A 13692-nucleotide genomic window follows, 5' to 3' on the forward strand; every position below is an offset into this window, starting at 1 on the left:
TACACCTAATCTGACTGTACAGGGGCGGATTTTAGCGGCTGTTTGTGTCAGAGTATATCATATATTATATTTCCGCATGGCGCAAACGTTCTTCAGCTTTTTCCTGTTGTTTTCCCTCTGAATCACGGAGTGGCAACGTAAAGCTGATTCGTGCGCCACCCTGTGGTCTATTCTCGGCAGAGACACGCCCCCCATGCGCCTCAATAATGGCCTTCACAATCGCCAATCCCAGCCCACTTCCGGCCTTCTTGCCAGCCTGCGAGCTCCGTGCACTATCAGCACGATAAAAGCGCTCAAAGACCCTGGTCAACGCCTCCTCAGGAATTCCCTGCCCGGTATCGGTGACGCTGAGTCGCAGATAGTTGCCCTCGCGCTCCGCAGAAACGGTCACTGTGCCACCGGATGGCGTATGACTCAGCGCGTTCTCGCAAAGGTTGGAAAAGACACGAAAGAGCATATCACGATCGGCTTGAACGGGTGCCAGATGATACGGAACAGCGTTGATCGGCTCAAGGTTCGTCCGCTCGAATTCGGGTGTCAACACCGCGAACACCTCATCAACCAGCGCAGCCAATCGGACCGGGACATAGCGTGGGTGCAGGGCTCCCTCTTCTACCTTTGCAATCATATGGATATCCTGTACCAGCCGCCTCAGGCGCAGCGTCTCGCGCACGATAATCTGGCCTGTCGCCTCATAATCCTCGCGGCTCTGATTCACACCATCAATCAGCGCCTCACCAAGTCCGGTAATAGCTGTTAAGGGAGTTGCCAGATCATGGGTGATATTCATAATCAGCTCACGCCGCAGCACCTCCTGTCGGCGTAGCTCTTCTACATCGCGCCGCAACTGCGCCGACATTTCGTTAAAGGCATGAGCCAGCTCACCCAATTCGCCCCCCGCCCGCGTCACCACCTGCGCGTGATATTCACCACCTGCCATTTGCCGGGCCGCCTTCGAGAGCTTCGCCAGCGGCCTGGTAATGGTCCGGGTAAAGAGGATCGCGATCACCGCCGCGATCACCGCGATAATCAGCGAGGCAGTCAAGACCACACTTCCCACATTGACAATCAACTGCGGCATGCTTTCATCTATCGCGAAGCGTGTGGTGACAAAGAGCACACCAAGCACTTCACTCGTTCCGTCAGATCGGGTCAGGCGGATAGGTTGCGCCATAAAAGGCTGAGGTAACCAGCTCGGCCCAAAAGTGCCCGCGACCTCCTCACCCATCTGTGCTTGCTGGATCGCACCGCGCAAGAGGGTGAAATCCATCTTCTCTTTTTCGCGCCCGGAGGCCGCAATCAGCTTATCTAAAAATTGCGCTACAGTCGGCGAGAATGGTGCTTTCCAGGATTTGCCTCCATGCTGTTCATCACATTCAAGGTCCGGGGTAGGATAGACCAGGGTGTTTGCAGGAGAAATAACAGCCATCACGTAGGATTGCTCGCCAAGCAGACTCTTTCTGGAGACGTTCGTCAATACCTGCATTACGGCCCGGCAGAGCATCGCTTTGCGCCACTCAGTCTTTTTGTTTCCATTCATATGGCGATAGATCAGGCTGATCTCCTGTACCCTGCTCTCTGTCAGATCCTCCACTCGATGATTCTGTTCACTGACGTAAAAATGGGTCAGCGCTACCAGGGCCGAAACAGCCATTGCGCTCATCGCAAACAGTGAGACAAAGACAGTGACCAGAGCGAATCGCCAATGAAGGCGTTCCCACCAGCGCGGTTTCTTTTGCATAGCCCGCATCCTCTTCTCTCTGCATTCAGGAAGCATGAATATCAAACCGATAGCCAACACGCCAGACCGTCTTGATATAGCGCAGACCGGAACTCCCCTCAATCTTTTTACGCAGGGCGCTCATATGGACATCGATAATGTGCCCATCCCCAAAATAGTCATATCCCCAGATGCGGTTCATCAATATCTCACGAGTAAAGACACGATCAGGCGTCTGAGCCAGCAATGACAACAGGTCAAACTCGGTCGGAGTCAGAGCAACCTCTTTGCTGTTCACCTCAACCCGCCGGGCTGCCAGATCGATCGTCAGGCCAGGGAAACAGAGCAAACGGCGCTCGGTCTCAGGTGGGGCCTCGCCCCCGCTCTCCTGACTCGCCGTTCTGCGCAAAATGGCACGCACCCGGCTGACCAATTCACGCGGGCTGAACGGTTTCACAAGGTAGTCGTCCGCCCCCAGCTCTAACCCATTCACACGATCATCCTCCGACCCACGAGCCGTGAGCATGAGTATCGGCGTTTGAGCCCAGGCACGAATGCGCTTGCATACCTCAAAACCGTCAACAGCAGGAAGCATAATATCAAGAATGACAAGATCGGGTTTCTCTCGGGCATGCAGCGCCAGTCCATCAGCTCCATCTGTGGCCACCAGCGTGATAAAACCGGCATCTTTCAGATAGAGATTGAGCAGGTGTACAATGCCCTCTTCATCTTCAATTATCAATATTTTCTGTGTCATGCTTGTGTGCGGCTCCATCCCACATCCTGTTTATACCGTTGCATCTTTCCGTATCTTATCATAGCTCAGGGTGAATGGCATGGGCCGTTTCTGGTTCCAACGCGAAATCTTGAGAGTTTTTTAAAAGTTACCATACAGTTTCTTCATGTTTTCTCGGTACACTACAGGACAAGACAGAAGTATCTCCCATATCATTTACTCCTGTTCTATGCATTGCATTGCGCCCGAGAGAGTCCGGAGTCCCTTCCGGGCTCTCCTGCCCTCTTGGATGCGATGGAAGCGACGTCCTTTCCAAGAAAGAGACAAGCAACACTCGATACAAAAATGACCCTCCACGGTAGCCAGCTTCCCGTTCAGGCTCGAGCGGGAAGCTTTTTTGCGGCATAACACCGCTCGTATCGGTACCAGAAAGATCTTTTCTACTGCGGCCATAGTGTATAATGATGATAAGTGATGTATACTGCACTTCTCTGCTGCAACCGGATTTGTACTTTCACATGTACGGCACGTCTCTCGAGGAGGTCTGTTGTGGCTCACGTTCTCCAGATAGGCCCGGCTATTAAGCAATACGGGCGTTTCCATCTGCATACCGGCACCTTTTATAAGGGCGACATCGTCGAGAAAACCAACCAGTATCATGTGCTTTTCACCGACGATATCACCCACTGTACGGCTAATCTCGGCACCATTGATATTGATAAAAGCAACCTGGCCGGCCTGATCCAGCATCTTCATGACTGGCTCAAGGAGCAACGCTACCGCTTCGCCAGTATTCAGCATATGCAGCAGCAAACGCCTGATCCTACCGCCAGAGCTGGATTGCAGAGTTTCCTTGAGCGACAGAAACAACTCTATCACCATGTAGAACAGGCGCTACAGGAGATCGAACCGGACTATCATTCAAATCTGCCGAGTATCGATCTTCCCCCCGTCACGCGCCACATCAGCCCAACGGTCGCGCTCCGTTATGGGAACTTCTGTTTACGCGCCATTCATGACTATGCCAATGGGCAACACCTTCCCGTCACCACCTATGAACTCTCCCTCTACACCCCTACAACAAAAACCTTTCTCCGCATCGGCGAAATGCCCACCAGTACAAGCGAGCGCGAGCATGTCATTCAGTTTGTGCACGCCTGGCTCGCACACCAGCAGTCCTTTATGAACATTATCCAGAAACGGCTACATGAATCACAAAGTCCTGAATGGTTGCAGCAACGAAAGGCGATGTTTGCCACAATGGAACAACAGGTAGAGGCTGTCAGGGCAGAACTTGAGAAGCTCGAACGATAGAACCTCTCTCATCGCGAGAATCAGCAAGAACATCAGGAGCGGCGCTTCGGTGCAAAGTGCCGTTCTTTTCTCTCCATTGCTGTGTGACCAGAGGGGAGGGTCGCACCCCATATCAAAAGGGTGAGACTTAACGAGAAATACCACATCGCCCATGCAGAAAGTCATCGAATCCCGTTGCTGCTGATCGAACAAAGGGAAGAGCTTTCATTACCGGGAAGAAACGCAGCGTCTCCTCTCCATCGATCGAGAGCATTCCCCCCACGTATCAAGCACACAAAGACGAATGCGATCGGCTGTGCTTGACCTCCATTGGGATAGTCATCCTTGTAGCGCGTGTAGACTTCCTGGAAATACGCCACTGTGATATGCGCTCCTGTCTCTGCATAGACCTCTCGGATGTCTGCTTCTTCTGCGGATTCTCCCAGCTCAAGCATCTGCCATGCTTATAGCATCTCATTTGCAACAGGATCCCATTTCTCATTAATGCACTATGTTCCATCCCCTTGCACCAGAATCTCCCTCATTGGAACCGGTCCTGCGCTTCTTCGAGCAGCAGGATCGCCGCTGGTTGCGCCGGGCCAATGGTTTCCGCTTCCCTGACCAGTGCTTCGGCATGGTCGGCATCGACCCGAATGAGCGCCTGGTCCGCACCCGTGAAGCGCTCGCCAGTTGTCAGCAGGCTTTGCTTGTCCGGTGTTGAGAGAAGAGCATGGAGGCTCGATGTCGCACGGTACAAAGGGGTTTCGGAAGCCATATGAGACCAAAGCCGCTGCAACAGCGTTGCCCAGGTTGTTGTTTGTTCGTGAGCAAGAATCTCCAGAGACTTTTGGTGTAATCTGCGGCGGCCTGGATACTGCCCCATTCTTTCACGTCGACAGGTTCCCAGGCATCAGTAGAGAGATGCCTTTCAACATGAAACGGTCCCAGGATCCAGATCCGGAACAAGGCGGAGTCGTGATCTTTCAAGTCTCTCGTCTCTTCACCCTGCATCTGCTGCACCTTATACTATAGAGGAGATATGATCCTTTACTCGCTGAAAAGCATGTGACATTTGATATATCGAGAAATATACATAGTATTTAATGTTTCCTGGATTACCGATGTTACCTGTGAAGAACTCATCCTGATGGTATCACAAGCGAACGATGCTTCTTTTCAGGTCGCCTCCGTCTTCATCCTTTACAGGTTTTCGGGAAGCGCCCGAAAGTCCTGGTACTGATGTCCCGGGCAGGCCAGCGAGAGAAATGGCAGTTCTCAGGCGCATGATCCTGCGTGTATGAGCGTGTATCATAGCACTCCGCCCTGTGCCCGTGCTTGCTAGCGACACTTTTCCCGAGATACAATGCCCAAAAAAGAGGTGAAGAAGTTCTTTTCTCATGCAATTAACCATCTACTTTACACCAGCAGAAGTAGCCACAGTCAGGGCAAGCGCCCTTGATGTCTATATTGTGATCGATCTGATTCGTGCCACAACCAGCATGACTACCATCCTTGACCGCGGAGCCAGCCGCATTTATGCCGCGCAGACCATCGAACAGGCTCAGGAGGCGTCACGCTACCTCCCCGGTGCCCTGCTCTGTGGAGAACGCAACGCCTTGCAGCTCCCCGGCTTTGATCTCGGAAACTCGCCGGTCCAGTTCTTACAGGCCGAGCTCATTGGCAAAGAGCTGGTTCTGACCACCACGAACGGAACACGCGCCTTCTTTGCCTGTCCACCCGAGAGCGTACGTCTGGCGGGCTGTTTCTACAATGCCCAGGCTGTGACCAGCTATGCCCTCTCCCAGGCGACCAATCTGGGAAGTAATATCGCCATCGTGTGTGCCGGTGAGTATGGCTATTTCCCGCTGGATGACGCCGTCTGCGCGGGCTATCTGGCACAGATGCTCATCGAACAGACGCCTACACTGGAACTACATGAAAGCGTCTATGCGGCGCTCGCACTCTATCAGACCTACGCGCCTCCAAAATTGCTGGAATACTGTCGCTCAGCACGCTCGGTCATCAATGCAGGTCTTCGAGCCGATCTAGATATATGCGTGACGTACAATGCCAGTTCGAGCATTGCCCGGGTCACGGGAAAGCATCCCCACACTGAACTGCTGATTCTGGAACGGGTCCCCATCGCACTCTAAACGAAGCCTGTTTCCCAGAACACTTGCCTTTTAACCTTTCTCACGCTCCGACGTATACCAATTATATACAGTATTAATAATGGTCACAGAGAAGAAGGTACAACATGGATTACCTGTATCCCTTTATTGGCCAGGAGCTTGAAATTCGCTCGGCTGGCATGTTCAAGAGGGAAAGCCAGCTCTGGGCTGATCAGAACACGCGCATCGCTACATTGCGCTGGAAATCCAGCATCAGTTCACAGACGACGATCCAGATAGGAGAACATACCTGGACCTTCTCTCGTAAGGGCTTTTTCAAGCCAGAGATCCAGATTGAAGGCGCGAATGTGCTTACGCTCCAGCGGCATAGCTCGACGCGCTATACGCTCATTTTGCCAGATGGACAGTATGCCTGGACGAAAGATGGCGTACTCAAGGGCTCCTTTAGCTGGCACGATCAAAGCGGTGCGCCGCTTGTGCAGGTGAGCGGGAAGAAGATTCGCCTGGAGCCAGCAGCCGCGTCCTGCCCATCCCTGAGCTTTCTTACAGCATTCGGCTGGTTCCTGCATCGCCTGTATCAGGAAGAAATGATGAATAGTGCTGCCCTCGGGAGTGCTGCATCCAGCTAATAAAGAAACAGGGCTGCCCGGGAAATCCCGGGAACAGCCCGCTAATCTAGCGTGAGGACAATCTTACCAAAGTTCCGGTTCTCCTCCATTGCCCGATGCGCCTCAGCGATCTTATGAAGGGGGAATGTCGTCTCAACCACCGGTTGAATACGGCTCTTCTCAAAGAGAGGCATCACCTGCGTTGTGAAGAGACGAGTGACAGCAAGCTTCTCTTCCAGCGTTCGCGAGCGCAAAGTACAGCCGCGAATACTGATACGCTTTCCCATCACCTTCGCCAGATTAACCGATGCCTTCGCTCCGCCCATCGTTGCCAGATAGACCAGACGCCCCCACGGACCAAGCGCATCAAGGTTCTGCTCCATATAGGCCGCCCCAATGAAATCGAGCACCAGATGGACCCCTTCACCCTTTGTCATCTGCTGCACCTCTTCGGCGAAACGGTCCGCCCCCAGCCCCACATCTAGCCCGAGCGGCTTGGCTTTTTCCAGCTTTGCAGGTGTCCGAGATGTTCCATACACCGTCGCTCCAACAGCGCGCGCAAGCTGAATAGCCGCCGTACCTACACCGCTTCCCGCCGCATGTACAAGCAGACGCTCACCCATTTTCAGGCCCCCCTGAGTAAAGAGCGCGTCATGAGCCGTCATAAAGACTTCGGGAATCGCCGCCGCCTGCACATAATCAAGGTTCTCCGGGATCTCCACAAGCAGTCCCTCATGGGCAAGCAGAAACTCGGCCTGAGCACCACCGCCCGCGATACCCATTACGCGCTGACCGGGCTTCCAGCGCCGTACCTGAGGCCCGATCTCAGCCACCTCACCAGCAAATTCAAGTCCGGGAATGTTCGCCGGAGCTCCTGGCGGTGCGGGATAATTCCCCATGCGTTGCCCGATATCCGCCCGGTTTAACCCGGCAGCCCGCACGCGCACAAGGACATACTCCCCATAAGGTTGGGGCGGCTCAACATTCTGAATGCTGAGCACTTCGGGCCCGCCTGCCCCGGTAATTAGAACTGCTTTCATCAGATCAGCCCCCTTTCTCAACCGATATATTCTTCTTCTTATTGTACAATGAAGAAAGCAATGCACGTTGCATAGCCCCGGAAAGGAGTTTCATCTATGATCGCCCTTACCAACGCCACCATCATCGATGGTACCGGGCGCGATCCCATTTCAGGCATCAGCATTCTGATCGAAGAGAATCGTATTCGAGCTATCGGCAAAACCATCAAGATTCCCGCGGGCACCCGGACAATTGACCTTCAAGGGGCAACGCTGCTCCCTGGGTTGATTGACACACACGTTCATTTCCTGATGGAATATCCAAATATGGCGCAATACCTGATTACACCGCCCTCCTTGCGCCTGTTTCAGGCCATTCCCCGAATGCGAGCAACCCTTGACGCGGGTGTGACTACCGTTCGTGATGCGGGCGGCACTCCAGCAGGTGTGAAGATGGCCGTCCAGCAGGGAATCATTGAAGGACCTCGCATGCTGATCTCTGTCTCTATTATTTCGCAAACAGGTGGACATGGAGACGGCTACTATCCCTGTGGCTGCGATCTTGGCCTGTTTGGTCTTCAGCTTAGCGATGTTCCACGCGCAGTTGCGGATGGAGAGGACGAGGTGCGCAAGGTGACACGTGAGCTTCTACGCGCCGGAGCCGACTGGATCAAGCTTGCAACGACCGGCGGCGTTCTTTCAACAGCCGATGCTCCCACCTCGGCTCAGCTTACTATTGATGAGATTAAAACAGCGGTCTATGAGGCAGCGGCGCAAGGCAAGCGTTGCATGGCCCACGCACAGGGTGCAGATGGTATAATGAATGCTATAAAAGCAGGAGTCGCTTCCATCGAACATGGCATTTATTTAACGGATGAAGCGATCGAGCTGATGCTGAAAAAAAGTGTGTATCTGGTGCCGACACTTGTTGCTCCACTCGATGTCATCGATTTTTCACATGAGCATCCCGAAATCGTTCCCCCGATGATCGCCGCCAAAGCGCTACAGGTCGTGGAAGCGCATCAGGCAAGTTATCGACGCGCCATCGAGGCCGGAGTAAAAATCGCGATGGGAACCGACTCGGGTGTTGGACGGCATGGAGGCAATGGGCGCGAGCTCTCACTGATGGTCAAACATGGTATGACACCAATGCAATCTATTCAGGCCTCGACGCTTCATGCGGCGCGGCTGCTCCATCTGGATGACCAGCTCGGCACACTGGAAGAAGGCAAACGTGCGGATATGATCGTGCTCTCGGGCAATCCGCTTGATGATATCGACCTTTTTGGTAATCCTGATAACGTGCGTCTCGTCATTAAAGATGGCCGCATTTGTAAGAATCTGCTTGAAGCATAGACGCAAAAAAAGAGCGTTCACCCGCTGTCGGTATCGGGTGAATGCTCTTTTCCACTGAGGAGACAACTGGTATTATCTGCTGATATATCTATTCGGCGGATTTCACAGCCTCTAGCTCAAGCTCAAGTTTAACCTCATCGCCAACCAGCAGACCACCGCTTTCTAGAACAACATGATAGTTGACGCCAAAGTCTTTACGATTGATCTTTGTACGGGCATAGAGACCGGCTTTGACGTTTCCAAAGGGATCTTTCCCCTGACCGCCATACTCAACATCAAACACGACAGGTTTGGTCACGCCACGCAAAGTCAGATCACCGGTCACCTTGTACTCGCCCTCGCCTGCGGGCTCCACTTTGGTGCTCTTAAAGGTGATGGTTGGGTACTCCTCGGCCAGGAAGAACTCACCAGACTTCAAATGGGCATCACGATTGCTATCCCCGGTGTCGATGCTCGCAACATCTACTTCAGCTTCAACCCAGGATGCAGCAGGGTTCTGCTCATCGATATTCAACGTGCCACGGAATGAGTTAAACTGGCCACGCACAGTGCTGATCATCATGTGTTTGACAGAAAAGCCAACGCGGGAGTGAGATGGATCAATCTGCCAGGTCATAAGAATACAACTCCTCTCTCCAACAAAAAGGTAGGTGAGCCCTCCGCAAAGGACGTCCCTACTTATTAATAGTTAGCTGCTAAATAATATCTCACTACTGAGTTGACATTAGTATAACACGAGGTCCTCATCATCGTCAAGTACCTAACATTTTATTAGTCAGGATTGAAAAGGGATAGGAGAGAAGATACAGGACGAAGGGAAGAGGGGAAGGAGAGAATAGGTCATCCATGATATAATTGCACCAAAATAGTATCAGAATGTAGAGGAAGCTGACACTATGTTTACCCTCAACGACATCCTGCAAGGAAACAAAGGCAAGCTAGAAATGGTCTGCGCTCAACAGCCAGACCCAGACCTGACGTTCCATGCAGCACATCACGACAGCCGTCAGATCGGCCCCGGAGATCTCTTTCTTGCGATCAAAGGAGCAAAGGTCGATGGCCATACGTTTATCACAAAAGCCGCTCAAGCGGGCGCAAAGGCGGCGCTCTGCGAACATCCCGTACCAGCCTCCGACGTTCCTGCTGATTTCATTCAGTTTGTCGTTCCCAATGTCGTTGAGGCTCTCCACAACACTGCTCGGATGCGCACCCGCCGGCAGCCCGAGACCACTTATATAGGAATTACCGGCAGCAACGGCAAGACAAGCACCAAAGAAGCCATCGCAACGATCCTGAGCAAGGTAGCACCAACCCTCAAGACGGCAGCCTCCTATAACACTGAGATTGGCTTCCCGATTACACTGCTCAATCTGGAATCACATCATCGGTACGCTGTGCTTGAAATGGGGGCGCAGTGGGTTGGTGAGCTCGCAATGTTGAGCACCATCACGCGCCCTGATTGGTCGGTTATTACCAATGTGGGAGCCTCTCATCTTGGCTATTTTGGATCACAGGAACAGGTCACCATCGCAAAGAGTGAGCTGGTTCAGGTGCTTGAGCCAGATGGTATCGCAATCCTGAACTATGATGACTTGCGCGTTCGTGGCATGCAGGAAAAAACCCGTGCCCGCGTGCTCTTCTATGGCACCGACGAAGCGGCAGACGTACGCGCCACTGATATCGGTGGAGATGCGCTCTTCGGGCTGCACTTCACCTTGCACTATCGGGGCGAACAGGTTCCTGTTCAGCTTCGTCTGCCCGGCGAACATGGCGTCACCATCGCGCTGGCTGCCGCCGCGGTCGGTTGTGCCGCTCAGATTCCCTTGCCAACGATAGCCGAGGCGCTTGAAGAACTGACAGCCTTCAAGCGAAGAGGCGAGCTCAAGCCTGGTCCCAACGGCAGCACCATTGTCGATGACTCCTATAACGCGAACCGCCAGTCGATCATTGCCATTGCCCGCGCCATGAAAGAGGCCAAACAGGTCAGCGGAAAGCGCTGGGCCGTTCTGGGCGACATTCTTGAACTCGGAGAATACTCACGAGACGAGCACTATCAAACCGGCGAGGCGCTTGCTGGCCTGGTAGATTATATTGTTGCGATTGGCGATCACGCCCGATACTTTATTGAAGGGGCCAATGCAGCCGGTTTGCCCGCAGAACAGACCTGGTACTATAGCGCCAACCTTGAGAATACCCCCGAACTGGAAGCGGCCAAACGTGCCACAGCCGATCTGCTGAAATCGCAGGTGCAGGCGGGTGATCTGGTGCTCCTCAAGGGCTCACTCGGTGTTGGTCTGGATAGCCTGTTGCGAATGCTTTCTGAATAACGTCCCGAGCTGATTCCTTGAGCGGAATCAGCTCGGTATTTCCATCTGTAAGGGAAAGGAACACAATCAATGGGACAGAAAAAAAAGATCCGTGTTGGCGTGGTCTTCGGAGGGCGCTCCGGTGAGCATGAGGTTTCGCTTGCTTCTGCTCAATCAGTGATGCGTCAGATCAACCCGGAAAAGTATGATATTGTGCCAATTGGCATCACAAAAGAAGGGGCCTGGGTTCGGGGTGCCGATCCTACCAAACTACTGGAAGCGGGAACACCGGTCGCACTCCCCGAAGGCACCGCAGAAGGCACCGCCCACGTCGTCGCGCTTTCCGGTGATCCCACGCTCCAGAGCCTGATAGCGACCGAGGAGGAAGATCAGAGCGCGATTGATGTTATCTTCCCCGTCACACACGGCACCTTCGGCGAGGATGGAGCACTTCAGGGACTCCTTGAGATGGCGAATGTTGCCTATGTGGGCTGCGGCGTCCTGGGTTCTGCCCTGGGCATGGATAAGGAAAAGATGAAGCTGATCTTCCAACAGGTCGGGCTTCCCGTCGGGCCCTTCACAGTCTTCCGTCGCAATGAATGGGAGCGTGCCCCTGAAACCATTCTGGACAAAATCGAGCAGGAACTTGGCTATCCCACCTTTGTCAAGCCGGCAAACCTGGGATCCAGCGTCGGCATCAATAAGGCCCATAATCGTGAGGAGCTGATCCACGCGATCAAGGTCGCCGCTGAATATGACCGCAAGATTGTTGTTGAGAAGGGCATTAATTGCCGCGAATTTGAGTGCGCCGTTCTGGGCAACGACGAGCCGATTGTCTCGGTGGTAGGTGAGGTGATCCCGAGCAACGAGTTCTATGACTATCGCGCTAAATACATCGACAACAAATCACAGATTGTCATCCCGGCTGATATCCCACAGGAGACCGCCGAGCAGATCCGCAAAATGGCGATTCAGGCGTTTATCGCGCTGGACCTCAGCGGCCTCTCACGCATTGATTTCTTCCTGAATAAGGATACAGGTGAGGTTCTGATTAACGAGGTCAATACGCTGCCCGGCTTTACACAGGTCAGTATGTATGCCATGCTCTGGGAAGCAAGCGGTATTCCCTATCCGGAGCTGATCGATCGGCTGATTGAGCTTGCCCTTGAGCGCCATGAGGATCGCCAGCGCAATCGCACCAGCCTGTAAAAGCATCCCCCACAGTACGAACACGTATCCATAGTTTTCTTTCAGCGCCGAAAGAGAAAAGGTGAAACAGATGACGTCGCGCACTCTCATTACATCGGTAGCGGTCGAACCCTTAAATATCCCGCTGCTGGAGCCGTTTATCATTGCGACTGGAAGCGTCAACGCCGCCCGAAACGTTCTGATTACGGTCACGCTGGCAGATGGCAGTGTAGGTTATGGCGAAAGTTCTCCCTTTCCGCCAAGCACAGGAGAATCACAGGAGACGGCGCTTGCTGCAGCCCGGGCTTGCGCCGAATTGATTCAGGGCGAAGACGCCGCAAACTGGCGTCCCCTGGCCAAGCAAGTGCGCAGCCTGTTCTATGCGCAGGCAAGTGTGTGTGCCGCAATCGAGATGGCTGTGCTTGATGCCCTGACACGCTCGCATCAGATCCCGCTCTATACCTTCTTCGGGGGGGCATCTTCTTCCATCGAAACGGATATGAGCATTCCCATCGTTACACCCGAGCATGCATATGATCTGGCTCAAGATGCTGTTTCTCGGGGTATGCGCGTTATCAAAATCAAGATAGGCGGAGATCTACGCGAAGATGTGGACCGCGTGGAATCGGTTCGTGCGGCAGCACCCAACGCCGCCATTATCCTTGACGCCAATCAGGGCTATACCCCCAATGAAGCGCTGCTCTGTCTGGAAGCGCTGGACGAACGCGACATCCGCCCTATTCTGCTGGAACAACCGGTACACAAGGAAGATTTTGAGGGCCTGCGGTTTGTCACCCAACATACTACGGTACCGGTTGCGGCTGATGAGAGTGCGTATAGCGCGGCGGCAGTTGCCCGCCTGATTAGCATGGGCGCAGTCAATGTGATCAATATCAAGCTGATGAAAACCGGGCTCATTGAATCGCTCGATATCGCGGCTCTTTGCCGGGCAACCAACACCGCCTTGATGGTCGGTGCAATGATCGATTCTCGACTTGCGATCAGCGCGGCGGCGCATCTGGTAGCCGGAGTCGGAGGCTTCCGCTATATCGATCTGGATACTCCAATGTTGATGGCAGAAGATCCCTTTATTGGTGGCTATGAGCAATCTGGAGCCCGCTATGACCTCAGTACCATCACAAGCGGTCTTGGCATAGAACGCCGTTAGCCCGAGTTTCTCCTATTCACTCTGGAAGAGAGTTTGCTTTCTTCCAGAGTTTTTTTGCGCCTTCCATCCATCCATATGGAATTTTCCATACTCTCTAAAATTCATCCCTGTAAAAGGTTGACATTCGCCCCATTCTCTGACTATACTTAGCTAGAAGGTTATTTAG

General features: G+C 53.4%; 12 protein-coding genes. 8 read left to right on the forward strand and 4 right to left on the reverse strand.

Annotated features, from left to right (window positions below; genetic code table 11):
- Positions 1-64: 64 nt before the first annotated feature.
- Positions 65-1741, reverse strand: coding sequence for a sensor histidine kinase (locus tag EI42_RS05090; protein ID WP_170142358.1), 1677 nt, complete (start codon positions 1739-1741; stop codon positions 65-67).
- A 25-nt stretch (positions 1742-1766) separates the two neighbouring features.
- A complete protein-coding gene (locus EI42_RS05095; protein WP_111319434.1) occupies positions 1767-2477 on the reverse strand; it encodes a response regulator transcription factor in 711 nt (236 codons plus the stop codon).
- A 528-nt stretch (positions 2478-3005) separates the two neighbouring features.
- Here EI42_RS05095 and EI42_RS05100 point away from each other — a divergent pair.
- The 4 genes from EI42_RS05100 (at position 3006) to EI42_RS05120 (ending at position 6510) form a co-directional block, all read left to right on the forward strand.
- Positions 3006-3770: a hypothetical protein gene (locus tag EI42_RS05100; protein ID WP_111319436.1), complete on the forward strand. Its 765-nt coding sequence runs from the start codon at positions 3006-3008 to the stop codon at positions 3768-3770.
- A 490-nt stretch (positions 3771-4260) separates the two neighbouring features.
- Positions 4261-4470 carry a hypothetical protein gene (locus tag EI42_RS32295; protein WP_211326020.1) on the forward strand — a complete coding sequence of 70 codons (210 nt, stop codon included), beginning with the start codon at positions 4261-4263 and terminating at the stop codon, positions 4468-4470.
- Between the two features lie 676 nt (positions 4471-5146).
- Entirely contained in the window at positions 5147-5902 is a 756-nt protein-coding gene (locus EI42_RS05115; protein WP_111319442.1) for a 2-phosphosulfolactate phosphatase, read from the forward strand.
- Between the two features lie 104 nt (positions 5903-6006).
- On the forward strand, positions 6007-6510 hold the full coding sequence (locus EI42_RS05120; RefSeq protein WP_111319444.1) for a hypothetical protein: 504 nt from the start codon (positions 6007-6009) through the stop codon (positions 6508-6510).
- A gap of 41 nt (positions 6511-6551) precedes the next feature.
- Here EI42_RS05120 and EI42_RS05125 read toward each other — a convergent pair whose 3' ends face one another.
- Positions 6552-7529 carry an NAD(P)H-quinone oxidoreductase gene (locus EI42_RS05125; RefSeq protein ID WP_111319446.1) on the reverse strand — a complete coding sequence of 326 codons (978 nt, stop codon included), beginning with the start codon at positions 7527-7529 and terminating at the stop codon, positions 6552-6554.
- Between the two features lie 96 nt (positions 7530-7625).
- Between EI42_RS05125 and EI42_RS05130 the strand changes: the two genes are divergently transcribed.
- The gene (locus EI42_RS05130; RefSeq protein ID WP_111319448.1) at positions 7626-8864 is read left to right on the forward strand and encodes a metal-dependent hydrolase family protein; all 1239 of its coding nucleotides are present in this window, start codon (positions 7626-7628) and stop codon (positions 8862-8864) included.
- Between the two features lie 88 nt (positions 8865-8952).
- Here EI42_RS05130 and EI42_RS05135 read toward each other — a convergent pair whose 3' ends face one another.
- The gene (locus tag EI42_RS05135) at positions 8953-9480 is read right to left on the reverse strand and encodes a YceI family protein (RefSeq protein WP_111319450.1); all 528 of its coding nucleotides are present in this window, start codon (positions 9478-9480) and stop codon (positions 8953-8955) included.
- Positions 9481-9760: 280 nt separating this feature from the next.
- On the opposite strand from EI42_RS05135, the gene EI42_RS05140 reads away from it, so the two are divergent.
- The 3 genes from EI42_RS05140 to EI42_RS05150 all read left to right on the forward strand — a co-directional run bounded on the left by EI42_RS05140 (position 9761) and on the right by EI42_RS05150 (position 13526).
- On the forward strand, positions 9761-11191 hold the full coding sequence (locus EI42_RS05140) for a UDP-N-acetylmuramoyl-tripeptide--D-alanyl-D-alanine ligase (protein ID WP_111319452.1): 1431 nt from the start codon (positions 9761-9763) through the stop codon (positions 11189-11191).
- Between the two features lie 69 nt (positions 11192-11260).
- Complete coding sequence (locus EI42_RS05145) at positions 11261-12379, forward strand: D-alanine--D-alanine ligase (RefSeq protein WP_111319454.1); 1119 nt, start codon at positions 11261-11263, stop codon at positions 12377-12379.
- A 70-nt stretch (positions 12380-12449) separates the two neighbouring features.
- Positions 12450-13526, forward strand: a complete 1077-nt coding sequence (locus tag EI42_RS05150) for a dipeptide epimerase (RefSeq protein WP_111319456.1) — start codon at positions 12450-12452, stop codon at positions 13524-13526.
- Positions 13527-13692: the final 166 nt, after the last annotated feature.

It is taken from the genome of Thermosporothrix hazakensis (assembly GCF_003253565.1).
GTDB classification, from domain to species: domain Bacteria; phylum Chloroflexota; class Ktedonobacteria; order Ktedonobacterales; family Ktedonobacteraceae; genus Thermosporothrix; species Thermosporothrix hazakensis.